The 23,053-nt window shown below is 54.8% G+C and carries 21 protein-coding genes and 2 tRNA genes; 17 read left to right on the forward strand and 6 right to left on the reverse strand.

Annotated elements, in window-relative coordinates:
* The first annotated feature begins 7 nt into the window (after positions 1-7).
* Positions 8-997 (forward strand): PDZ domain-containing protein, encoded by a 990-nt coding sequence (locus tag KF784_07955; protein ID MBX3118984.1) that lies wholly within the window; start codon positions 8-10, stop codon positions 995-997.
* Positions 998-1,115: 118 nt separating this feature from the next.
* On the opposite strand, the gene recJ is transcribed toward KF784_07955, so the two are convergent.
* The 3 genes from recJ to secE form a co-directional block, all read right to left on the reverse strand.
* Entirely contained in the window at positions 1,116-2,849 is a 1,734-nt protein-coding gene (gene recJ / locus KF784_07960) for a single-stranded-DNA-specific exonuclease RecJ (protein ID MBX3118985.1), read from the reverse strand.
* A gap of 73 nt (positions 2,850-2,922) precedes the next feature.
* Positions 2,923-3,450 (reverse strand): transcription termination/antitermination factor NusG, encoded by a 528-nt coding sequence (gene nusG, locus KF784_07965; protein ID MBX3118986.1) that lies wholly within the window; start codon positions 3,448-3,450, stop codon positions 2,923-2,925.
* Positions 3,451-3,457: 7 nt separating this feature from the next.
* On the reverse strand, positions 3,458-3,655 hold the full coding sequence (gene secE, locus KF784_07970) for a preprotein translocase subunit SecE (GenBank protein MBX3118987.1): 198 nt from the start codon (positions 3,653-3,655) through the stop codon (positions 3,458-3,460).
* Positions 3,656-3,921: 266 nt separating this feature from the next.
* On the opposite strand from secE, the gene KF784_07975 reads away from it, so the two are divergent.
* The gene (locus KF784_07975) at positions 3,922-4,413 is read left to right on the forward strand and encodes a PadR family transcriptional regulator (protein ID MBX3118988.1); all 492 of its coding nucleotides are present in this window, start codon (positions 3,922-3,924) and stop codon (positions 4,411-4,413) included.
* A gap of 30 nt (positions 4,414-4,443) precedes the next feature.
* Here KF784_07975 and KF784_07980 read toward each other — a convergent pair whose 3' ends face one another.
* Positions 4,444-4,968, reverse strand: a complete 525-nt coding sequence (locus KF784_07980; protein MBX3118989.1) for a transcription elongation factor GreA — start codon at positions 4,966-4,968, stop codon at positions 4,444-4,446.
* A gap of 200 nt (positions 4,969-5,168) precedes the next feature.
* Here KF784_07980 and KF784_07985 point away from each other — a divergent pair, with 200 nt between their 5' ends.
* The 10 genes from KF784_07985 to KF784_08030 all read left to right on the forward strand — a co-directional run bounded on the left by KF784_07985 (position 5,169) and on the right by KF784_08030 (position 13,352).
* A complete protein-coding gene (locus tag KF784_07985) occupies positions 5,169-5,900 on the forward strand; it encodes a hypothetical protein (protein MBX3118990.1) in 732 nt (243 codons plus the stop codon).
* 36 nt (positions 5,901-5,936) lie between these two features.
* Complete coding sequence (locus KF784_07990) at positions 5,937-7,016, forward strand: PilT/PilU family type 4a pilus ATPase (protein MBX3118991.1); 1,080 nt, start codon at positions 5,937-5,939, stop codon at positions 7,014-7,016.
* 19 nt (positions 7,017-7,035) lie between these two features.
* On the forward strand, positions 7,036-8,124 hold the full coding sequence (locus tag KF784_07995; protein ID MBX3118992.1) for a type IV pilus twitching motility protein PilT: 1,089 nt from the start codon (positions 7,036-7,038) through the stop codon (positions 8,122-8,124).
* Complete coding sequence (locus KF784_08000) at positions 8,111-9,298, forward strand: type IV pilus twitching motility protein PilT (GenBank protein ID MBX3118993.1); 1,188 nt, start codon at positions 8,111-8,113, stop codon at positions 9,296-9,298. The genes KF784_07995 and KF784_08000 overlap by 14 nt, the downstream gene beginning before the upstream one ends.
* Before the next feature lie 231 nt (positions 9,299-9,529).
* Positions 9,530-10,624: a homoserine O-acetyltransferase gene (locus KF784_08005; protein ID MBX3118994.1), complete on the forward strand. Its 1,095-nt coding sequence runs from the start codon at positions 9,530-9,532 to the stop codon at positions 10,622-10,624.
* Between the two features lie 62 nt (positions 10,625-10,686).
* Positions 10,687-11,184 carry a response regulator gene (locus KF784_08010; protein MBX3118995.1) on the forward strand — a complete coding sequence of 166 codons (498 nt, stop codon included), beginning with the start codon at positions 10,687-10,689 and terminating at the stop codon, positions 11,182-11,184.
* A gap of 70 nt (positions 11,185-11,254) precedes the next feature.
* Positions 11,255-11,330: transfer RNA gene (locus tag KF784_08015), tRNA-Asp, on the forward strand.
* 13 nt (positions 11,331-11,343) lie between these two features.
* A tRNA-Phe gene (locus tag KF784_08020) sits at positions 11,344-11,419 on the forward strand.
* Between the two features lie 89 nt (positions 11,420-11,508).
* Entirely contained in the window at positions 11,509-12,615 is a 1,107-nt protein-coding gene (locus KF784_08025) for an SLBB domain-containing protein (protein ID MBX3118996.1), read from the forward strand.
* The gene (locus KF784_08030) at positions 12,612-13,352 is read left to right on the forward strand and encodes a D-alanyl-D-alanine carboxypeptidase family protein (GenBank protein ID MBX3118997.1); all 741 of its coding nucleotides are present in this window, start codon (positions 12,612-12,614) and stop codon (positions 13,350-13,352) included. The genes KF784_08025 and KF784_08030 overlap by 4 nt, the downstream gene beginning before the upstream one ends.
* Here KF784_08030 and KF784_08035 read toward each other — a convergent pair.
* Positions 13,349-15,739, reverse strand: a complete 2,391-nt coding sequence (locus KF784_08035) for a hypothetical protein (protein ID MBX3118998.1) — start codon at positions 15,737-15,739, stop codon at positions 13,349-13,351. The two genes, KF784_08030 and KF784_08035, sit on opposite strands and share 4 nt — an antisense overlap.
* A gap of 265 nt (positions 15,740-16,004) precedes the next feature.
* On the opposite strand from KF784_08035, the gene KF784_08040 reads away from it, so the two are divergent.
* From KF784_08040 to KF784_08050, 3 genes are read left to right on the forward strand one after another with little or no spacing between them, the layout of a single operon-like run.
* Positions 16,005-16,880, forward strand: coding sequence for a hypothetical protein (locus KF784_08040; GenBank protein MBX3118999.1), 876 nt, complete (start codon positions 16,005-16,007; stop codon positions 16,878-16,880).
* Positions 16,881-17,750, forward strand: coding sequence for a hypothetical protein (locus KF784_08045; GenBank protein ID MBX3119000.1), 870 nt, complete (start codon positions 16,881-16,883; stop codon positions 17,748-17,750).
* Positions 17,747-18,631 carry a hypothetical protein gene (locus KF784_08050; protein MBX3119001.1) on the forward strand — a complete coding sequence of 295 codons (885 nt, stop codon included), beginning with the start codon at positions 17,747-17,749 and terminating at the stop codon, positions 18,629-18,631. Before KF784_08045 ends, KF784_08050 begins: the two co-directional genes overlap by 4 nt.
* Positions 18,632-18,664: 33 nt before the next feature.
* Here the strand turns inward: KF784_08050 and KF784_08055 are convergent, their stop codons facing one another.
* Positions 18,665-19,294 carry a hypothetical protein gene (locus tag KF784_08055; GenBank protein ID MBX3119002.1) on the reverse strand — a complete coding sequence of 210 codons (630 nt, stop codon included), beginning with the start codon at positions 19,292-19,294 and terminating at the stop codon, positions 18,665-18,667.
* Positions 19,295-19,397: 103 nt separating this feature from the next.
* Here KF784_08055 and KF784_08060 point away from each other — a divergent pair, with 103 nt between their 5' ends.
* On the forward strand, positions 19,398-20,459 hold the full coding sequence (locus KF784_08060) for a BMP family ABC transporter substrate-binding protein (GenBank protein MBX3119003.1): 1,062 nt from the start codon (positions 19,398-19,400) through the stop codon (positions 20,457-20,459).
* Between the two features lie 88 nt (positions 20,460-20,547).
* Positions 20,548-23,028 carry a tetratricopeptide repeat protein gene (locus KF784_08065; GenBank protein MBX3119004.1) on the forward strand — a complete coding sequence of 827 codons (2,481 nt, stop codon included), beginning with the start codon at positions 20,548-20,550 and terminating at the stop codon, positions 23,026-23,028.
* Positions 23,029-23,053: the final 25 nt, after the last annotated feature.

Consider the following 23,053-nt stretch of genomic DNA (forward strand, 5'->3'; position numbering starts at 1 on the left):
TACTTTAATGCTTGCGACGGCCCTTACAGGGTCGCAAAAGCAGCTCACTCAGGCTGAGCAAAGCGCCTGGAACGTGATCCGTTCATCGACCGTGATGGTCATGGACGGTACGGTTCCGCGCGGAGTTGCCGCTTGCATCAACGAAGAGGGCTACTTTATCGCCCACCGATCTGCTGTCCGTTTTCCACTCCTTTTTGCCCAAACCAGCGCTGGGGCAAATGTGGAGTTGGAAGTGATCTCCGTTGATGAGCCCACACAGCTCGCTCTTCTTGTTTTGAAGCAAAAGGGTGTCGCTGCGGGCTTTAAGCCGGTACGAGCGATGGTGGAGGATAAACGAGCAGGAGTCTCTTTGCTTGCCGTTCTCACGTCGGGCCCGGTTCGAGCAGAACTTGTCTCTAAGGAACGAGTTGGGATTATCAATCCGACCAGGCGAATGTTCACACTCAGCGAAATTCGGTTTGAGGCTTCCCAGCAGCGGATTGCTGGCGCACTTGTTTTTACATCTGACGCCGAGCTTGTTGGGGTCGTCGGTGCGACGCTCTCCGATAACGAAGTCATCAACCAGGACAACGCCATCGGGAACGCTTTTGGCGGTGGCGGCGGGGGTACCGGCGTAAACGTGAAGGGAGTCAGCATCAATCAATACGGTCCGGGCGAACTCACAGTGGCCTACTCTGTGGCGCCAAATATCCTTGAGCGCGTGATTGAAGGGTTCTTGTCGCCCAGCCACAAGCCCGCTCATCCGGCGATAGGGATTGTCTGCAACAACGCTAAGGACGCGGGTGCGCAGATCACTGAAGTCACGCGTGGATCGGTTGCCGAAGCAGGTGGCTTGCGCCGTGGCGATATCATTACCGAGATCGGTGGTGAACCGATCAAGGATCAATTTGCCTTTGCAAAGGTGATGCAAAAGCAGGCCGTTGGCTCAAAGGTGACTTTTAAGATTCGCCGAAGCAACGCCGAATTGAAGCTGGAAATTACAATCGGACAGGGGTAGATGGCTGATTGTAGATTGTGGATTGTAGATTGTAGATTGTAGATTGTAGATTGGGGATTGGGGATTGGGTCGATCTTAGAGGAATCGCAGTAAGCAGCTGCTCACTCTCAGCGATGAGCTACGAGATAATCCGATAATCCCTCAGCTTCCACTTCACTTCCGGCCTTCCGTAGTAAGTGTCCACATAGGGCGAGATCAGCATATCCGCCCAGACACCCTTACCATGTCCAGCCATCCGCTCTGCTGAGTTAAAGGCGGTGAACCGAACCATCACTCCGTCCGGCGTGCGCACGGTCAGAAGCATATGCTCGGGCCTCTTCGATGGACGCAGTTGCTCGATTGCCACGTTGCGAACGATAAACTGCGGCTCGGGGTTTGAATCGCCAAACGGCTCCAGCAAGGAAAGGGAGTTTACGGCGTCAAGTTCGATATCTCGCCCCAAGACTTCGTCATCGGCCTTGTAGATCTTCGAGAAGTCGGCTTGTGCCATCTCCACGGCACCATACTTTGCGAGCGCATCTGCCGCTTCTTCGAGTCGATTAGCATCCACACCAAAGCCAGCTGCCATGGCGTGTCCTCCACCGGATAGGAGGTCGGGGTGTGCCCGAATAGCTTCAGCCAGGTTAAAGCCCGGAATGGACCTTCCAGACCCCTTTCCGATGCCTTTCTGCGAATCGATCGAGACAACAAACACTGGTCGTCGGAAGTGATCGACAAGCTTGCCGGCGGCGATCCCGATAATGCCAGGATGCCAGTTTGGGCTGCCCACGACGATCACCGATGCGTCTTGTTTGCCCATGCTATAAACCATCTCTCGGGCTTCATCGACAAGGCTTTGCTGATCGTTGCGGCGTTGGTTATTCAGTTCTTCGAGTCTCGCCGCAAGTCCATCAGACTCGCTTTGATCCGTGCTCAATAGCAAACGAAGCGAGATGTCGGCATCGTCTATCCGTCCTGCAGCGTTCAATCGGGGCCCAAGCTGGTATCCGATGTGGAAGGTCTTAAGCTTCTCGCCGTTGCTGACGTTGATTCTTGATTCGCGCATCAGCGCCTGCAATCCGGGCTTCTTTGTTTCCTTAAGCCGCTCCAGTCCGAACTTGGTGATAATGCGATTCTCGTCAACAAGGGGCATCACGTCGGCAACGGTTCCAAGGACGGCCAAGTCCAGATAAGCGCGGTAATACGCTTCCAAAGGGTGTCCAAGCGAGCGTGTGATGCCAGCGCAAAGCTTAAAAACCACACCTGAGCCGCTCAGATTCTGGAAAGGATATTCGCTATCTTCGCGATGCGGGTTCACGACGGCATGGGCTTCGGGGAGGTCTTTGCCGACGGTGTGGTGATCGGTAACCACCACCGTCATGCCTTCGCTGCGTGCAGCTTCTACCGCTTCCAATGCTGTAATCCCACAGTCGCACGTGAGAAAGAGCTTCGCCCCCTCGGCCTTAGCATCGCTTACCGCTGATTCGTGGATGCCGTAGCCTTCTTTGATTCGGTGGGGAACATGGGTCGTGACGTCCGCCCCGATCTTTTGGAGGAATCGCGTAAACAACGCGGCGCTGCTTACGCCGTCTACATCGTAGTCGCCATGAACGAAGATCTTCTCTCGGCGTTCGATAGCCCCAAGGATCGCTGACTCCGCTGCGCTGTAATCGGGAAGCTTTGCCGGGTCGTGTAAGTCGTCAAGTTTGGGATTCAGGAACTTATAGGCAGCTTCGGGATCGGAAAAGCCGCGATTCACCAGAACATGGGCCAGCAGGGAAGAGATATTCAAAGCTTGGCAAAGCTTGGCTTCGGCGATTTCGTCAGCCTCGGCTACTTCCCATACAGACTCTTGTTCGGTTTGTAGACTCATCGTAATAAAAATGGCGTCCTACGAAGGGACGCCGTAAGGGGGGACGAAATTTTACCGTCCCCAGAAAAAACTGTTAAAGCTTCTCGACGTTTGTAAAATCCAGCTCGACTGGCGTATCGCGACCGAAGATATTGATAAGTACCTTCAGTTTCTCGCGGTCGGCGTTCACCTCTTCGATCCTTCCTGTGAACTCGCTGAATGGTCCTTCGACAACTCGAATCGTGTCCCCAACGTGCCAGGCCACCTTGGGTGCCTCTTGGCTCTCCTCAAGGTTGGTCATGATCCGGCGTACTTCAACCTCTTCGAGAGGGACGGGCTTGTTGCCGCTCTGGACGAATCCTGTAACTCCGCTTGTGGATTTGACGAGCTTAAAGGCGTCGTCTGTCATCGACATCTGGATCAGTACGTAGCCTGGAAAGACCTTGCGATCACGCACGACGCGCTTACCGCCGCGTGTGGTCTGCTCCTTCTCTGTCGGGATCAGCACTTCAAAAATGTCAAGGTTCCACAGTCCGGCAACCTGAGCTCTGCGAGTTAAAACGTCTCGAACTCGGTTTTCATGTCCGGCGATGGTGTGAACCGCGTACCAAGTCTTAGGCATCTCTAAACTATCCTGTCGTGATGAAGTGGAAGACGAAGGCAACGATGTTGCTCAAAATGACCAGAAAAGCCACGATCATTCCACAAACGATAAGAACAACACCCGTGAGACGATTCGTTTCACGATGCGGTGGCCAGTTGACCTTCTTCAGTTCCCTTACAACCTCAACCCAAAAGGCCTTGAATCCTCGTCGGTGACGAGGCATTGGTATTGATGACGGGCTGTCTTTTGACATGTTGTTACGCTGCTCCAAAGAGGGGAATACGAAAATCATACCTCTCTGACACAGCGAATCATAGAATCTTGTGAAAATTGGGACAAAGATTCCAGTTGATCTTCGTTTCTTCAATGAGTTATCCTTTTCAGGTTGCATAGTTGAAGATTGAAGAAACTCCGGCGCGTGTCGGATTGGGCAAAAGCAAGATGCGAATAGCAGCAAAATGTAGTGAGTTAGAACATCTCGTGTTGGCAATGATTGCTAACGGAGTCACAAGTGGTTACGCAATGCGTAAGTTTATGGGTCGGATGAGGGGCAGCCAGTGGAGCACCGAAAGCGGCTCAATCTATCGAGCGTTGAGGCGTTTGGGCACTGCCGGCCTTGTTCGAGAGAGCGGACGAGCGGGATCCCCCAATCGTCAACGAACCGAGTATGAACTCACACCGGATGGCAAGACCGAAGTTTCCGCTTGGCTAAGTTCCACGCCTCTTTACGACGACTTTGCCGCTCTTCATGATCCTATTCGAGCCAGGACGCAGTTCCTTGGCCTTATCGAACGAGAGTCGCGTGCTGTGGTCGTAAAGAGCTGGGTGGCAAGCAGCAAATCGTTTGTCGAAGGATTAAAGCGCGAAGTGCGCACCCCCGCAGATTCGGAAGACTTTGAACATCTTTCTCTGTTGAATCTGATCGAGTTGGCGGAGGCGCGCCACAACTGGCTGCGTCAACTGTACGCACAGCTTAAATAGAGGCGAATTCGACGGCCTGGTGGTCCGCAATTAACGGCTTATTGAAATGACAGAATAAGCTCGTGGGCCGTCAGGCGCTTCAAACTCAATCTTGTCGCCTGGGCGGCTACCCATGAGCGCAACGCCGAGCGGCGATTCGTTGCTGATGAGATCGGCGTTCGGGTCGGCTTCGTAGATCGTGACTACCCGGACCGTGAACTTCTCGCCGAAGGCTTCGTCGTTGAGAGAGACTCGCGAACCGATACCAACGTATGAGGTCGGAATGTCGGATGTGCTGAGCTCTTGAGCGTTGCCGAAGATCGTTTTGAGTTCCTGGATACGGCTTTCAACGATCGCTTGGTCAAACTTAACCTCATCAAGCTCGCTGTTGTCCTCGCTAAACTCTCCATGCTGGAGGCTCTCGCGAATGCGATCGGCAATCTCTGGGCGTCGTGTCAGAGTCAAATGCTCTAACTCGTCGCGCAGCCGCTTATATCCCTCTGGGAGAAGGAATATCGTTGAACTCGAATCCGAGTCTGTTTCAACTGCTCTCTTGGCTTCGTTAAGGTCGCTCATGTTGTTTGTTGAGTCGCAATTATAGCCCGGCAAGCGGGCTTTGCACACGTCTTTATTGGCCAAAATGCCAATGTTGCCTAGAACCTCATCTTTTTGGGTTCAATCTTCCGTCTTAGACGTAAGATTCCGCATTTCGTTGCATGTTTCTGTTTCTAAACGTCGAAAGTATCATTTTCGTTTGAAGGGTAGAGTCCAAATATATGCGCAAGCTTGTTCACCGCACCGTCTTTTTGGCGGCTCTGCTTATGCTGCTGCAAACGGTGAGGGCGCAGGACCGCGTCCTTAGCGTCGATGCTGGTATCAACGTCGTGGTGACGGAGCATCCGCTTACCGCAGACATGGTTGAGATCACGGCTCTGGACCCTAACTACCCGCCGGATCTCCTTCGTCAACAGATCGACACACTCGGACAGCTATTGAAATCAACTCCGAGGGGTCTTACCGTCGGTTATGCCGAGATTGACCCGACGAACCCAGCCCTTCGGTTCCTAAAAGCTCGTTTTGCCGTTGACGGTCTGATTGAAAGATCGGTAGGCGAGTTGCGCATCGAACCGATCCTGAAGGCTTTTGCCGGAGCCCCAGCCCCGTACACGCTGAAGGGGATTACGATCCTTTTCGACGGTGAGGCTCCGAACGAAAACACGGTGAAACGATACGACCTGCCCGACGCCTTCCTTTCTCAAGCGATTATCGTTCCTTCACCATCTCAAGAGGGTGCCCCGGGAATCGAGTATTCGGTCAAGTATCTGACTCAAGATCCAAACAAGATTACGTATCCGAATCGACGTGTTGAACCAAAGTCGTCTGACACTCCGTCAGAGCCTGCAGGGTTATTGCCAACGTATGTTTGGATTGCGATTTTCATGGCCGGTTTATCAGCCGGTGCGTTGGTATACTTAGCTCTTGCAAAGCGGCCGTCCGTTCGTCGGTAGCGGAGCTTTGTAGATATTGACTCCCAGGATAAAGGTATGCGTGACCCGTCAACCATTAATATTCGTGAGCTCGTCGAGGTCGGTTATCACGAGCGTGCTTCCGACGTTTTCGTTCGTGGCGGCGCTAAGCCAGTAATGAGGCAACACGCCAAGATCAAGCCGTTGCCAGGTGAATGGCCCGTGATCGACGAACAAAATGCGGTTCGGCTGATCTCGGAACTGATGACTGAAAAGCAGCTCAAGCAGTTCGACGAGAATCTCGAAATGGACCTTGCGTTTACGGTCGGGACCTACTGTCGCGTTCGTGCCAATATCCACCTTCAGCGCGGAGTATGGGGCATCGTCTGTCGTGTTATTCCTCTCCAGATTCTTTCCGTCGAAGAGCTTGGACTTCCGCCCGTCGTCAAAGAGTTTTCGAAGATCAGACAAGGGCTAGTGCTCTTCACCGGACCGACAGGTTCCGGTAAGACCACTTCGCTTGCGGCGGTTATCGACCAGATTAACGAAACACGTCCGGTCCACATCGTCACGGTCGAAGACCCGATTGAATTTGTCCACTCCGACAAGCAGAGCTTTTTAACTCAGAGAGAGATCGGTATCGACACGCACGACTTCCTTCCCGCGATGCGTGCCGCTCTTCGTGAAGCTCCCGACGTCATCCTCGTCGGTGAAATGCGTGACCTTACGACGTTTAACACGGCTATGCAAGCCGGTGAAACCGGTCACTTGGTCTTCTCAACCGTTCACACTTCGAGCGCGTATGAGACCATGGACCGTATCGTGAACATGTTCCCGCCGCACGAGCGCGATTACCTCTGCGAACGACTTTCCGGCTCACTCAAAGCCATCGTTTCGCAAAAGCTTGTACCAAGGGCAGACGGAAACGGACGCGTTTGCGCCACCGAAATCCTTATCATCAACCCTACCATTGCAAAGCTGATTGAGGACGGACACTTCAACGATCTTTATCACCACATGAACGAAGGCGAGTTCTGGGGAATGCAGACTATGAACCAAAGTCTGCTCCGGTATGTCAAAGCAGGTGTGATATCCGAAGAGATGGCGGTGGCTTACGCTGGCGTCGGATCGGAGCTGAAGCAGTTGCTTCGACGATAAAGGAGCCCTTTGGTTGAGTTTGAATATCGATGATCTGCTAAGAGATCTGGTGTCAAAAGAGGCCAGCGACCTCCACATAAAAGCGGGGCATCCCCCGGTGATGCGCATCCACGGCGATCTTCACAAGGCGGACTATCCCCCCCTGAATGAGGAGGAGACCAAGCAACTCCTGCTTGGAATCCTGAACGAGGAACGAAGGGCGAAGCTCCATTCTTTTAAGGAGCTTGACCTTTCGTATCACGTGCCGGGTCTGGCTCGCTTTCGCGTCAACATGTTTTGGCAGCGCCACAAAGTTGGCGCTGTCTTCCGAGTCATCCCTTTTAACATCCGTACAATCGACGAGCTCTTCATGCCGAAGGTTTGTAAAAGCATCGCGATGTTGCCGAGGGGACTCGTCCTTGTTACGGGGCCAACAGGCTCAGGAAAGTCAACCTCTTTGGCGGCGATGATCAACGAGATCAACGTCAACAAGCGCCTCCACATCATGACGATTGAGGATCCGATTGAGTATGTTCATGCCGATAAACAAAGTATCGTGAACCAGCGAGAGCTTGCAACGGACACACATTCCTTTGCCGGGGCGTTGAAACATGTAATGCGGCAAAATCCCGACGTGATTTTGGTCGGTGAAATGCGTGACCTGGAAACCATTCAGCTTGCGATCACCGCCGCAGAAACCGGACACCTTGTTTTTTCGACTCTGCACACCGTCGACGCTGCTCAAACGATCGACCGCGTTGTCGACGTTTTTTCACCCGAGCAGCAGGCACAAATCCGAACTCAGCTCAGCGTGACCTTGCAGGCCGTCATCTCTCAAACGCTCTTGCCGACCACCGATGGAAAGGGGCGGGTGGCCGCCTTTGAGGTCATGACCGCCACGCCGTCGATCCGAACGCTGATACGAGAAGGTAAGACACACCAGCTTTATTTGGACATTCAAACCGGTATCGACTTTGGGATGCAAACGCTCGACGGTTGCTTGCTTGACCTGTTAAAGGATGGGCAGATTGATTACGAGCATGCTTTAGCAAAGTGCAGCAACCCGTCCGACTTCCAACGTCGGGCGACGAACCTTGGTCTTGTGGAGGTGTCCAGTGCTAGCCATTGAGAACCTCCTGACGCTCTGTGTCGAAAAAGACGGGTCGGACTTGCACTTCAAGACCGATACCGGGAAAGCCTATCTACGGGTTCACGGCGATCTCATCGAGATCGAGGATATGCCTCACTACGAACCCGAAGAGTTTCGGCTTGCCGTTTACAAGCTCCTAGACCCACAACAGATCGCCCGATACGAAGCTGAACTTGAGCTCGACTTTGCGCTGGAGATCAAGGGTCTTTCGAGGTTTCGAGGAAATCTCTACCAGCAACGAGGGGTTGTTCAAGCGGCCTTTCGTGTCATCCCCTACGAAATCCAAACGATGGAGACTTTGCAGCTCCCCGCTGCATGCTATGACTTTGTCGAGAGGCCAAGGGGCCTCGTCCTCGTTACGGGACCCGCTGGCTCTGGCAAGTCCACCACCCAAGCGGCCCTGATCGACCACATCAATCGCAATCATGCCGAGCATATCGTTACGGTTGAGGACCCGATCGAATTCGTTCACGACGATCAAGAATCTTTGATCAACCAACGGGAACTGGATGTTGATACGCTTAGCTTTGCCAACGCTCTCAAATACGTCCTGCGCCAAGACCCCGACGTCATTCTCGTGGGCGAAATGCGTGACCTGGAAACCATTCACCTAGCGATCACAGCCGCCGAAACCGGGCACCTGGTTTTTGGCACCTTGCACACAGTCGATGCCGTTCAAACGGTGGACCGTATTGTCGACGTTTTTCCTGTTCACCAGCAGCAGCAGATCCGTATGCAGCTGTCAGTGAACTTGGTGGGTGTTGTTTCCCAAACGCTCGTAAAGCGATCTGATGGACGTGGTCGCGTTGCCGCCTTTGAAGTCCTGGTTGCTTCGCCGGCCGTACGCAACCTCGTTCGTGAAAACAAGACTTACCAGATCAATTCGATGATCCAAACCGGTTCACGCCAGAAGATGCAAACGCTCGATCAGTCGCTGGCGACTTTGGTGGAGCGTGGATTGGTGAAGCACGACGACGCGCGCATGAAGGCCAAAGACCCTGGTGAGTTTGAGCGCTTGGTGGAGCTGCATGTCGGCAAAGCTGCGGCGCAACAGCTTGCAAACGAGAATATCGACCTCCAAAAGCCTCTCCATCAGCAGGTCAAGGGCGTGCGCGGTCAGCCCAATCGCCCCGCTTTCAAGCGTGATGGATAGATAGTCGTGAGTCGTGAATGGTGAATGGTGAATCGTGAATTGTGAATTGTGAATTGTGAATTGTGAATTGTGAGTCGTGGTAGTTAGGGGCAGTGAGCTAGTCTGAAAGCAGTTCGAAGGATTCCACCGCGACCTCTGTCTCACACTTAGCGATTTACAACTGTCTCTTCACCATACGCGGTTCACTTCTCATGACCGCCCGCCCGCCAACCAGCTAAAATATCCTCTCACGTGAACATCGATCCCGCACTGTTTCAGGAGAACGAGCGGCTTGCGGCCGTTGCCGACGAGCGTCAGTATGCCGACGTCGGCGCGCTGGACTGTGAAGCTGGCGGACGCCTTGAGTCCGTTACAGTCGCCTACGAAACGTGGGGAGAGCTTTCTGCAAACAAGGACAACGCTTTCCTCATTTGTCACGCTCTGTCGGGTGACTCGCATGCTGTGGGTTGGTGGGATCGTTTGGTTGGTCCCGATAAGCCGATCGACACCAACAAATACTTTGTCATCAGCACAAATGCGCTGGGGGGATGCCAGGGAACCACGGGTCCATCTTCTCTTGCCGCAGATGGAAACCCTTATGGCTCTCGATTCCCAATGATCACCATTGGCGATATGGTTGAGGTTCAAGCTCGGCTGATGGATCGCCTGGGAATTCAGAGACTTTACGGAGCCGCTGGTGGGTCGATGGGTGGCATGCAAGCTCTGGAATGGGCGCTCAGATTTCCTGGACGGGTGACGAACGTATGGCTAACTGCCTCCTGTGCCGCGCACAGTGCGATGCAGATCGGCTTCAACGAAGCCGCACGGCAAGCTGTGATGCGTGATCCCAAGTGGAAGGGCGGCGATTATGCGCCTGACGATCCCCCTGCCGACGGTCTTGCGGTGTCGCGCATGATTGGGCATCTATCGTTTTTGTCGGAGGCGGCCTTTGATTCTAAGTTTGCCAGACGACTGCAAGACAAGAGTGAGTTTGAATATTCATTCACACCTGAGTTCCAGGTGGAGAGCTATTTGTCCTATCAAGGTAACAAATTTACAAAAAGATTTGATGCCAATAGTGTGCTATTTTTGACACGGGCAATCGACTACTTTGACCGCCGTAAGTTTGGGCCGTCGGATGCCCGATTCTTGATTACCAGCTTCAGTAGCGACTGGCTCTACCCACCACACCAGAGCCAGGAATTGCTTGAATTAGCGCAGAATGCGGGGTGCTACGCCGAGTGGCACAACATTGACCTCCCGTATGGACATGACGCCTTTTTGCTGGACGGCGAACACCAAGGACGGATTCTGCGAGAGTTTCTACGCAGTAAAGAATATGCATAAAGGTCGCAAAAAGCACTATAGTCTCAGGAGCGTAACACCGCTATAATGGACTTGGTGCGGAAATGGTGACGTTGTCCGCCGAAAGAGACGCCCGAGAAGAAATGCTGGTACCGCCGAAAAATAAACTGATCCTTCTCATTGAGGATGATGTCGATGACGAACGACTGACTTTGCGCGCCCTGCGCAAGAATAACGTCGTCAACGAGGTCGTCGTCGCGTGCGATGGGCAAGAGGCGTTGGACTATCTGATGCGCCGTGGAGCCTTTTCACAGCTCCCCCTCGGCAGCATGCCCTCATTGATCGTGCTCGACCTCAAACTTCCTAAGCTCAGCGGTCTGGAAGTTCTCCAACGTATTCGTTCTAACAGCGATACGGCGACCATTCCCGTGGTTGTGTTAACGGCTTCAAACTCTCCAAAGCAGGTGGAGGAGTGTTACGACGCAGGAGCCAACAGCTATATCCTCAAACCGGACACCGCAGCTGAGTTCTCTGAGACCATTTTGAACGTCGTGATGTACTGGCTTTTGCTGAACGAAGCCCCCCAGCCAGTAGCGGTGTGAAATACGTCCCGAATGGGCCCTTCCCGCTTGTGCAAATCTTCTTGGGCACTGGTATAATCCGATCTCGCGCGGGGGTGTAGCTCAGTGGTTAGAGCGCCGGCCTGTCACGCCGGAGGTCGCGGGTTCAAGTCCCGTCATCCTCGCCATCGAAACAAGGATGCCGCGGTAGCTCAGTTGGTAGAGCAAAGGACTGAAAATCCTTGGGTCGCCGGTTCGAGTCCGGCTTGCGGCACCATCCCCCCTTTTCTCCTGATTCAAGCCCGCTGTGCATACAGTCGCCTGTGCGCGACACGACTGACCGACCATATCCGTTAAAATGTAACTGTGCGGCAAATCTCAATTCTCATAGGACTGCTGTTTTGTCTCGGGCTCGCCGTAGCCCATGAGCCACGTACAGGGTACCGATCCCGTCCGCTCAACGTGGGAGACCGCATCGAGATTCTCTTGTCAGGAACTGCCCAGCCGCCCTTCGAGGCTTTGGTGACGTCGGATGGTTCCATTCGTATCCCCAATCTCGGTTCCGTGCCCGTGAGTGGACTCGGATTAGTGGAGACTCGTACGGCGATCGAAAAGGCCCTCGCTGAACTTGGCAAGCCCTCCGAAGTTCTTGTTCGCCGCATCGTCACAAAAGACCACCCCATCAGCTTTACTGGGGCATTCAGAAAGGCTGGCTCTGTCCAGGCCTGGCGTGATGCGACGCTTGGGGATCTCCTAAGCCTTGCCGTGCCCACTGACCGTGCCGATCTCGAAAATGTAGAGATATGGTCGATTGATGGAAGTCTGCTCTACCTTGATGCGTCGTTATCGGCTTCTGCTGCCCGCAACACGAAGTTAAAGCCCGGCGACCAGGTGTTTGTCGCCGAACTGAGTTCCGTGCCGCAAATCACCATCCTCGGGGCCGTGAATCGGCCCGGTGTGATCACTTACCGTGCCGGGATCACGGCAAAAGAGGCGATTGAATCGGCTGGTGGGTTGATGAATCGTGCGGATGCCGAGAAGATTCGCATCGAAAGGGATGGCAAACCGGTAGACACGATCAACTTTGAACTCAACTACAACGCTCCTCTCAAGTCCGGTGATGTGGTCATCGTGCCTCTTAAGCCGGAGCCGCAGTATGTGACCATCAATGGCGGTGTGAAGAAGCAAGGCTTGCTTGACTTTCGCGAAGGAATGACTCTGTCCGAAGCGATAAAAGCGGCGGGTGGAACAACTGTCCTTGCCGAACTCGGAAAGATATCGATCATGCGTAGGGTAAATGGCGCGTTAACGCGCCAGAAGGTAGACCTGAACAAGATTCGAGAGGGTAAACAAGCAGACATCGTGCTGCAAGCCAACGACTCTATCGACGTCCCTGTAAAGAAGCCGACCGGACCGGCAACCAATCCTCCCGGCAGTGGTGGTGGCGGTGGAATGCAGGAGCCTCAGAGTTGACGGTTCGATGGGACCGCACAAAAGGCCGACCCGAGCCGATCTCCGCACTCAACAAGATTCGTGAAGTCGAGAACGGCGACCCGCTTGTCCCGATTCTGGAATATGCGCCTGAGGTCGTTATCTTCCGAACAACGGTCATCCCATACTTGCGCAAGGTCGTTTGCGAAATGCTTCACCAGGCAAGTGAAAATCTGCCCGAGGGGATGCGACTTGGAGTCATTGACGCATGGCGGCCTTTCGAGCGGCAAGTTCGAATCTATGATTGGATGCTCGCCTGTGCCAAGGTTGCTTATCCTAACCGCGACTACGCTCAGCTTCGCCGCACCATCTTGAGGTTTGTGGCTCCCATCGATCAGCCTACTCCGCCTGGGCACTGCACAGGTGCAGCGGTCGATGTTGTTTTGCTGGACAACGAAGGCGAACAGATCGATGTTTGGGCACCTTACGACAGATTCCGCGCTGCTCCGACCTATTCGTATGGGCTAACACCAGAGGCGACAAAAATGCGGATGATCCTCGTGGAAGCCATGCTTAGTGCAGGCTTTTCTAACTGTCGTGACGAATGGTGGCACTACAGCTATGGTGATGCCGGGTGGGCCGTTCGCATGGCTCAGGAGAACTGCTTTTACGGCAAAGCCGACCTAGATCCTGAGCTCTACACCGAGCAAGAACGACTCTCGCAGGAGTCGTTCAAAACTCGACCTAACCCGTTCATCGAAACGAGCAAGGCTCCTTAGTTCAAGGGCTTATCGGGCGTAGGACCGAACGGAATCGCGTCGGGAATAAACGGCCCTCTCGGCGCGAATCCACCTTGGGTGATGAGGATGGCGTCAACCGCCATGTCCACGCCTTCGGGTGCGCGCATCTCAAGGAGCAGCTTATTGACTCCGCGAGCGAGCTTGGTCGTTCCCATGCGATACCAAATGAATCCGCCGTTGTATGGGCTAAGCCCTTCGTTATGGATTCGTAGTATCTGCCCGCCGACATCGACCGAAAAGTCGCGGCGATTCTCTCGTGGAATTCTTGCCGACACCCACACATCCACGTCTTCGAGCGACCGTGCTTGCAGGCTGTACTCTGCTGTATACACAGCGTCGGGGCTAACGATCTGCGTTTGTAGGCTAAGGGCAAGTCCGTTGCTTGTGCCAGGAATGCTTTTTGCCTCGCTGAAATTCGTCTCTTTGCAGCTTTCTGCTTCGATCCAGCTGTATCGCGCCAAGCGCAACGAGAGCTTATTGAACTGCTCGCGCATGACAGTGTAGGAACCACCAGGATTCCGATCAACTCCCGAATAGGCATCACGGAACAGGAATATGATGTCGTGCACATCGTTGCGCATCCCTTCGGCAAGAGCGGAAAGCTGGCCCATTCTAAAGACGAGCTCGTTCAGAGAGGGCTCGGGAATTGGAATCTCGTCTGTGCCTCTGATGAGGATCGGTGTTTCGCCAAGCGTCAACTCAACTGCGTTGCGGTGAATTTTGGGCTTGGGGTCAGAACCGTCGAGCGTCACGAAAACTGGCTTTTTGGGGTCGAAGAATCGAATTTTGATTCGCTTGGCTCCATTGCGGTTCCAAAGAACATAGAATGCCCCGTCCGGCGCTTCGACACGATAGCCCGATATTTCGGACCCGTAGTCAACCCGGTTGCCCGGCAATGGCGCAGGCAGCCACCAATAGCCACCCGGCAATCGCTGCGAAGAGGCCGGGTAGTGGGCGCTCTCAGGATAATAAAGCGGTTTCGGCGACCATTGCATTACGCTCGCATCGGTTGAGCGTTTAAGCGCTTCCTGTCCGACGGTTTGGATGACGCTGAGATTGGAAGATCGAACAAACCAGCCGCATGTTCCCATCGACGCAAGATCGTCGAGGCTTAATCCAAGAGCCGCCGGAGCTTCCTTGTCGATGTCCAGATTGTAATCGGTGAGCAAGAACATACCCGGCTGTCGCCAGCGCAAGATCGAACTGCTCGCTCCTCCGACCGAGTTTGCCAGTTGGCTGGGGCTCGTGCCTTCTGCAACGGCACCGATCCCGTCTAGCGCTGGAGCCTGCATCTCATATGCCGGTGCCCATCCTGCCCACTCTTGAATGACCGGAACGTCGGTGACCTGCTTGATGGCTGTGATCAATCTTTGGAGTCGCCGAGATTGAGAATTGCGCAAGACGGCTTCAATGTCTTCCCAGACAGTCGATTTGCGATTGTCGCACGCATAAGTGCGATTGCTCACCGTATCCCAAAGCAACCCCACACCGCGATTGCCAGACCAAAGCGGCACGAGGCGCGATAGGTCGTTAAAGGTATCCAGATCGTGGGTTGAGAGTGACCAGGACCGCACGGCAGTCTGGAAATTCCGATATCGTTCTTGCAGATACTGCGCCAGTTCAAATCGGAAGAGAGGACTGGTTGGAACCAACCCACGTTCGGACTTGAGCTTTACGGTTTGCCCCATCGGGTTGATAATCCCTCGAAATCCGATCCCCAGAGGCGTCGTCTTGAGAGCGGTAAGAATCCCGTCCCGATGGTTATCCATTCCGCCCCAATAATCGACATAAGCGGCGCTAATGGTTTCGGGATAAACAAGAAGGACGTGGTCGAGGTCGTTGGGAGGCGTGATCTCTTGATCGAAGTAGCCGTTTTCGATCTTTACGCGCCCGGTCTTTTGAATCTGTCCGTCCGACCGGATCGCGAGGACCATGTAAGCGTACTGGCAGCCAGGTAGGGGAAATCGTATACGCTTTGTTTCCGTGATCCCAACAAATCGATAGCCCTGGGGCTCCACGACAACGCCAGTCGCTAGCGGTGCGATCGAAGTGATGGCAATCATGTAGCGCATGCCTGCCCTTTCAAGCCGCGAGATCGTATCTTTCCAGCCTACGCCATTGGCTGGGAGCTCAACAATCACATCGCCGATTCCTGCGGCCTTGATCGCGTCGAGATTGGCAAGGTCCGGGCCGAGCCGGACACCAACTGGGATGTAAGGCTTGCCGTCCCAGTGCAGACCGTGGTGCTCGTTGATTGACCAAGCAAGTCCGGCGCTGTTTAAGGGGCGGTAGATGCCTTGACGCGTTTGGGCGACGCTGATAGAGGCGAGTACCGCGCAAGCGGCGATAAAGATTGCCTTTCGCACCGGGCTAGGGTACCAGAACGCGTTTTGTGCTGGGATGATCATTTTTTTAGGCAGATGGTCGGCAGGTGGTCTGTTGTGGTGTAGACGCTTCTGGGCTGCCAGGGTGTTCGTGGTTGTTATGGAGGAAGTCCGGCTATTCCTTTGGCAAATTCCGGATTGCTTTTACATTTCACCAACTCATGGGCTACTTGCCGCCTACCTGCCAACCCTTTGCTGGCCACTTGTGAACGCTCCCAAAGAGACTCCCGGTAAACTGACGTATCGAATGACGCGGATCGTTTACACCGTTGCTCTTGGCAGGAAGCCGTTTGCCGAGATGGCGATGGGGTTGGGGCGCTCTTTGAGCCTCTTTGGCGACACGACGCCTCGGGTCATCATGACCGACATCCAGGGCTACGACTGGAGCCGCTACTTCGACAAGGTCATTCAACCGCCCAAAGACCGCGACGGGCTGGAAAAGCTCACGGCCCTTGATCACACCGACGCCGACGCCGTCCTTGCCATCGACTGCGACATGATCGCCTTCAAGCGCATGGACGACATCTTTGAGTACTGCAAAGGGATGACGCTGGGGGTGCAAGGGTGGTACGTCAACTCTGACAAGTGGCACGGCGGGGACGTTGTGGAAACCATGCAGCGGTTTGGGAAGGACCGGCTCCCCAAGTTCAACGGAGGATTGATCTACTACGAACGCACCCCCGAAGCTCAAGCCCTGATCGCGAAGATGCGCGACATCGCGCTGGATTACGACAAGTACGGCTTTGAGCGGTATCGGCAGGGGAAGGTTTCGGAAGAGGTCACGATGATGCTGGCGATGATGCAGGACCCAAACTGGTCGCTCATCCCCGAAGAGATGGATTTTCAGAACACGGCGTCCGGGCTGATCGGATTCCCTCGAATCAGCATCAAGCGCGGGGAGTGCCGGTATCTGGTGCGGTCGAACAAGGTCCGATTCGTCGAGCCGTACCTATTCCACGCCCTATCGCTGCGGCATTTTCCGGTGTACTGGCGTCAGCTTGACGCGCTGAAACGTCTCGAACGCTACGAAGACCGCCATCTGCAGGGCTACACACCCTGGTGGCGGGTACGGGCGAGGCAGGCATTCCGGTTTGTCTATCGCCACATCACCAAGAGGCTGTAATTGAAGAGGGTCATCTACACGGTCGCCACGGGCAAGCCCAAATTCGCGGAAATGGCGATGGGTTTGGGGCGGTCGCTGGCGCTGATCGGGGACCTCACCCCCCGCGCCGTCGTGACCGATATCGAGGGTTATGACTGGAAGCGGTACTTCGACTACGTGCTGCCGCCCTTGCGGGGTCGCTCTGCGCTGGACAAGCTGTACGCCTTCGAGCATCTGGACGCCGATCAGGTGCTGAGCATCGACGGAGACTGTCTCGCCTTTCGCCGGATGGGTCCGATCTTCGACTACGGCGCGGGCCGCGATTTCATGATCCACGGCGATTGGCACAGCGAAGGGAGTTGGCACGGGGCGGACGTTGCTGAGATTTGCCGGAAGTTCGGGGTTGAGAAAGCCCCTTGGTTCAACGGTGGGATGATCTACTACGAACGAACGCCCGCCTATGAAAAGCTCCTCAAGCGGATGCTGGAGATTCAGGAAGACTATCGAAGCACCGGGTTTGAGTTGTTCCGGGGGAATGCCTCGGAAGAGGTTTGCGTGCTGATCGCGATGCTGGAGACGGGGATCGGGCACGTCGCTCCGGCGGAACTGAACTTTATGAACACGGCGGTCGGGCTGAAAGGGAAGCTGAAAATGGATGTGATGCGAGCTGAGTGCTCCTTCGTCAGCCGGAGCTACCACACCCGTTTCTTCCGACCCCATATCTTCCATGCCTCGCGCTATTCCAACTTCCTGATCTATTGGCGCGAGCTGGCCAAGCTGAAGAAGCTGGAGAAGATCGAAGACCGGACGGAGTTTGGATTTCTGCGTCCGACCATGAAGCTGCGGCGGTCCATCGACCGCCGACTCCTCAAGATGGCGGGGAAGCTGTGAGCGAGAAGAAGCGTGTGATCCTCACGCAGGCGATCGGGCATCCGCGCTACGGCGAGATGGCGCTGGGTCTGGCGCGTTCGCTGGCATTGATCGGTGATCTCACGCCCCGGGCGATCATCACCGACATTGAGGGCGTGGATTGGAAGCGCTATTACGACTATGTGATCCCGCCGACCAAGCCGATTGAGTACGCCTACTGCACCAAGCTGGACGGACTGGACGTGACCGATGCCGACCAGGTGATCTTTATCGACGCGGATTCCTTGGTCTTCAAGCGCATGGACCGCGTGTTTGAAGAGTGCGAAGGGAAGGGCTTTGTCGTGCAGGGGCACTGGACGACCGAAGGCTTTTGGTATCGCGACGTGCCGACGATGCTCAAGGAGCACAGCATCGAGCGGATCGGGCGCATCAACAGCGGGTTTGTCTATTACGAGCGCACGCCTGAGTGCCTGGATTTTATTGAGAAGGTGCGTGAGCTGATCCCGCAGTACGACGCGCTTGGCCTCAAGCGCAAGAGCAAGCTTTATCCCGACGAGCCGCTGATCGGCATCACGATGGCGAAGGAGAACTTCGGCTATCTGGCCCCTGAGGAGAGCGATTATATGAACTCTGGGATTGGGCTGATTGGGAAGCTAAGGTGCAACGTGCTCACCAACGAATGCAACTATGTGTGCCGACGCCATGCCGTGCGCTATGTAGAGCCGTACATCTTCCACGCTCACTTTTACAGCAAGTTCCTGGTGTACTGGAAGCAGCTGCGGGTCCTGGAAGCCCTGGAGAAGTATGAGGACACGCACGAGTTCGGCTATATGTCGGCGGGACAAAAAATGCGCCGCTCGATCGAGCGGCGCATTTTGAAGTGGTTTTTACGAAAGCTTTAAGCCTTGGATGCCAGCTGTTAGCGACGAGAATTCTTACTCTTCCGAAGCAGAGTCTCCAGAGGCTTCCTCTTCAGCTTCAGGCTGAGTGGGAGGGGGTGGTGGGATGTTCTTCTTTCGGCTTGCCGGACGCTTCTTGGTCGTCGCGCCCATTTCAACACCAACCGCACCTTCTGTAAAGCTCGCCTTGATCTTAATCCGCTTGCTTACCTCGGTGCCGGTGACCGTGCTCCAATTCGCACGCTCAAGCGCCCATTGCCAGCCTACGTCGGTGGGGGAGTAGACAAACTCAACGCCAGCCTGGAGAACGTCGCTAAGCGTTGCCTTGAGGTCTTTCCGGTCCAGCAATCTCTCCTCGCCCGCCGTGTAGTTCGGGCTGAGGCCGACGGTAACGACAACCGCTTCTTCCTCGACAGCCGTCTTGGTCTTTTTCGGCGGCTCAAGTTCGTCAGAGATGGAGTTGATGTGGCTGACCATCGCTGAGGTGAGCTTGGTGTAATCGGCGGGCCAGTAGTAGTTCTCGCCTTCGTAGTGGGCGATAGCGTGACGCCCGGTGATGACGAGCGCCGATGCGATCAGCGCAGCGTCGGTCGGCTTCATCTTCGGATAGGCCTTCTTAATTTGATCGACCGCGGTTTCAAGCTTTGTCAGGTGACAGGTCAACAATACGAAAACTCCTCGTTCGGGCGTACGCCGGTGCATCATAACACACAGACTGCGCCATACTTGGACAAGATTTTACCTTGCTCGTGAAAGGGTGGCTAGGAACATGAGACACAACACACAACGATGGAGTTTGATAGGGCTTGCTGTGCTCACACTGACCGTCTTATGTGCGCTCGGATGCGGAGACAAAGAGGCTCAGAACGGCTCTTCGACCGGCAGCGCCGAAAAGAAGCTGCTTATCGGGATCGTTTATGACTCCGGTGGCAAGAACGATAAGTCATTCAACGCCAGCGCGGCTCGTGGAATCGATAAGGCGATCAAAGAGCTTGGTGTCGAGCATAAAGAGATTCAGAGCCAGGGCGAGAAGGATTACGAGACGAACCTTTCCGCACTTGCCGAGGCTCGCTGCGATCTTGTCATCGCCGTTGGCGTGAATATGGAGACCGCGCTTCGTGCCAGCGCTTCGAAATTTCCCGAGACAAACTTCGCCATCGTTGACGTTCCCGTCGAGCTCCCGAACGTCCGCTCCCTTATTTTCAATGAGGAGCAGGGAAGCTTTCTTGCCGGCTACCTTGCCGGGCTCATGACCAAGTCGAACAAGCTCGGTTTCGTAGGCGGGCAGAGAATCAGTCTGATCGAGAAGTTTTACAGCGGCTACGCTGCCGGGGCGTATTTAGCCAATCCGAGCGTGGAGATGCTCCCCGATAAGTACGCAGATAGCTGGAATAATGCCGACCTTGCCAAGATCGCGGCCATCTCGCTCTACACTCAAGGGGCAGACATCGTTTATCACGCCGCAGGCAAAGCCGGGATAGGAGTATTCAACGCTGCCCATGAGCGCGGAAGATACGCCATTGGAGTCGATAGCGATCAGGATGAGCTTTATGAGGGCATCATCCTCACCTCTATGATCAAGAACGTCGATGAGGCTGTTTTCTCAACGATTAAGGACCTCAAAGAAGGGAATTTTTCGCCTGAGATCAAGGTCTATGACCTGGCGAGCGGTGGAGTTGGCCTAAGCCCAATGAGGTTTACAAAGGAGATCATCGGCGATGAGAATCTGGCGAAGATCGATGCTGTGGCGGAAAAGGTGAAGTCGGGCGAAATCAAAGTGCCGACGACAAAAGACGAACTCGCTAAGTTCCGTGCCTCATTGCCCAAGTAAACGAGATCGCAAGTAGTCTTCCTCACCGATTGCAGACATACAAATCCGGTCGGAAATCGACTGTTTCTGGCTTACACTTGACGTAAGCATGAACCGCTACAGATTTAGATTCGCCGCCAAGCTGACGCTTCTCGGAGCGCTGGTTCTGATCTCCGGTCAGGCGCTCGCCTTTACCCCCCGAGGCCAAGGCGAGAGTTGGGACAAATACAGTCAGCGATTGCGCGGGCTCGCCAACACCTACCAGAAGTGGGGAATCACCCTCAAAGTCGAACCAAAAGCGTTCACCTCAACCGCCGGACCCCTGCCTTCCTACCTCAAGGTTGTCAGCGGATTTGAATCGGGCGATACGCTTAATGTGAACATTGAGACTGGACTTGGAAAGAATGAAAGCACCGCTGTCGCGATCGCGGGCGAGTTCAAATACGGCCCCGACGGGAAGAAGGTATCCGGCAACGGTGTGATCTATCTCAAGGGAACGGGTGTTGGTGGCAAGTTCAAATACGACAACGTCAAGGGGCTCCAACTTGAAACCGGTTTGGAGGAGACGTTCTACTCGATCGGCATCAACATTGGAAACGATGAGAAGGGACCGGTCGGAATTGGATTGAAACTCGGCCCCGCAAAGATCGAGATCGACCTCGTAAAGTGGGGCAAACGCTGCAAAGAGGTCGCGCCCTACGCAAGCAAGGTCGCTGCGGAGAAAGTCGGTGGAGTCATGGTTCGTGCGGATGTTCCCGACCTTGCCGCTGCCATCGCCAAAGCCCCAGAACCGAACGCCGACAGACTCACTTCATTTGCTGTGGTATCGATCAAGAAGCTCGCGAGAGGGGAACAACTGAACCGCTTGACCGACATTCATGGCGTCGCAGTCGATAAGGTGAGCCGGGATGTGCTTCTCATCGGGTCCATTGTCTCTGGGCATACTCCCATCGATCCTGATAATCTCATCGCACTGTGCGCCTCCATCGGCAAGTTGGGAACGACGCCGTACGTGAGCATTGATCCCGACCCATTTGACTTCACGCAACCGCACAGGGGGCGTATCGGCGGTCTCCCGGATTCCTTTCAAGACACGCTCCTATCGCTAAGACTGCTTGAGATCGACTACGCCCTCAAAGGTGTGATAATGGGCCACCTGCGCACCCAAGGCGTAAAAAGCCTGCCCGATCTGCTCAGCGAGGCAGTTGGACCGGTCGGTGGTTTCGCGGCGCGGTTTTGGTTCGTGCCGAAAGAGCTGTTTCCGGCGGATATCGAGGTCGAGCGAGGCGATGGTCTTTCGATCTATTGGTTCGCTGCGGAGCCCGTGGTACGAACTGAGCCGATGTCAATCGGCGGCACAGGAGCTTCATCAGGACCTGGACGGGGCATGATGGAGAGCCTCGCGTCAAATGTCACACGCCACTTGGCAAGAATCCAGGAAGAGCATCCCGAAATCCAGCTTAATAAACTGCGGCAAATCTTTGGACTGGCAACAGCTCTCGCGATCTTAAAGCAAGATCCCAGTCAGGACATTGTCCAAGAAGTGGTGGACAATATTGCTCCACTCTCTGTGCAGCATTACGACTTTAAAAGAACCTTTACGCCCATCGGGCAGCGGATCGTCAAGGATGGAGGGATGCGAGAGGTCAATGTTTGGGGCGGTATCTTTTCCAGCGCGACCCTCTACGGTCAAGCGGGTTCGGCGAAAGTGGTTTCCGCAGCCCGCGCTAAAGGTGTTCGCAGTGCAGCTGGAAGCAAGACGGGCAAGATTTCGTCTGGCGGACCTGCCGCGTTTGTAAACGGAGACAAGATTGCCAATGGCGAGATCATATCAGGACGCTATGGCACCATCGCTTTCCTGCTATCCAAGAAAGATTACAAAGGGGCGGCTGCCGAAGTTGAGAGAATCCTCAAGCGGAACCCTACAGCAAGTGATGTCCTCCTGCTCAAAATGCGCGCCACGCTCTACCAAGAGGATTGGAAGACCATGCTCACTGATGCCCAGCGCTACGTCAAGGCCAAGCCCAAAGACGCGCGCGGCTACTACTGGCAGGGGGTTGCCCAGGGGTCGCTTGGCTACTTGAAAGAAGCCCGGGCATCGGCGGACAAAGGGATTCAGCTGGCCCCCAAGAGCCCCGAATCCTATCTCCTGCGCTCAAATCTTCGACTCGATACCGACCCGGAAGGGGCGGTAGCCGACGCAACCAAGGGTGTGCAATACAGTCCCGAAAGCGCATTCGCCTACTCCATTCGAGGGCAGGCATACGCGAGTATGCGTCGGTTCGCCGAGGCCATCGACGACTACGAAAAATCGGTGTCCATGAACCCGATGGTAGCGAATTATTGGCAGTATCTCGGGTTGTACCGAATGCAGCTTGACCGAACCGCTGGCGCGGTAGATGCCTTCACTTATGCTATCGGACTCGACCCATACGACCCTTACACCTACTTCGCAAGGGGTGATGTCCTATTAAAGCAGGGGAACTACGCGACTGCATTGGAGGATTTCCGCAGGTCGATGGCTCTTGATCCACTCCTGCGCGAGCGGGTCCAGCCCAAGATCGACGAGTGTCTTCGGAAAATCGGATAAACGAATCCGCCAGGATCGAGCCGAA

This window comes from Fimbriimonadaceae bacterium, assembly GCA_019638775.1.
Taxonomy (GTDB): Bacteria; Armatimonadota; Fimbriimonadia; order Fimbriimonadales; family Fimbriimonadaceae; genus JAHBTD01.

Bases quoted from the DNA above. Each gene is read 5' to 3' on its own strand.
- KF784_07955 (MBX3118984.1), top strand. From the start codon at position 8: ATGCTTGCGACGGCCCTTACAGGGTCGCAAAAGCAGCTCACTCAGGCT.
- KF784_07990 (MBX3118991.1), top strand. From the start codon at position 5,937: ATGCGTGACCCGTCAACCATTAATATTCGTGAGCTCGTCGAGGTCGGT.
- KF784_08040 (MBX3118999.1), top strand. From the start codon at position 16,005: ATGACGCGGATCGTTTACACCGTTGCTCTTGGCAGGAAGCCGTTTGCC.
- KF784_08060 (MBX3119003.1), top strand. From the start codon at position 19,398: ATGAGACACAACACACAACGATGGAGTTTGATAGGGCTTGCTGTGCTC.
- KF784_07985 (MBX3118990.1), top strand. From the start codon at position 5,169: ATGCGCAAGCTTGTTCACCGCACCGTCTTTTTGGCGGCTCTGCTTATG.
- KF784_07975 (MBX3118988.1), top strand. From the start codon at position 3,922: ATGATTGCTAACGGAGTCACAAGTGGTTACGCAATGCGTAAGTTTATG.
- KF784_07980 (MBX3118989.1), bottom strand. From the start codon at position 4,968: ATGAGCGACCTTAACGAAGCCAAGAGAGCAGTTGAAACAGACTCGGAT.
- secE (MBX3118987.1), bottom strand. From the start codon at position 3,655: ATGCCTCGTCACCGACGAGGATTCAAGGCCTTTTGGGTTGAGGTTGTA.
- recJ (MBX3118985.1), bottom strand. From the start codon at position 2,849: ATGAGTCTACAAACCGAACAAGAGTCTGTATGGGAAGTAGCCGAGGCT.
- KF784_08010 (MBX3118995.1), top strand. From the start codon at position 10,687: ATGGTGACGTTGTCCGCCGAAAGAGACGCCCGAGAAGAAATGCTGGTA.
- nusG (MBX3118986.1), bottom strand. From the start codon at position 3,450: ATGCCTAAGACTTGGTACGCGGTTCACACCATCGCCGGACATGAAAAC.
- KF784_08065 (MBX3119004.1), top strand. From the start codon at position 20,548: ATGAACCGCTACAGATTTAGATTCGCCGCCAAGCTGACGCTTCTCGGA.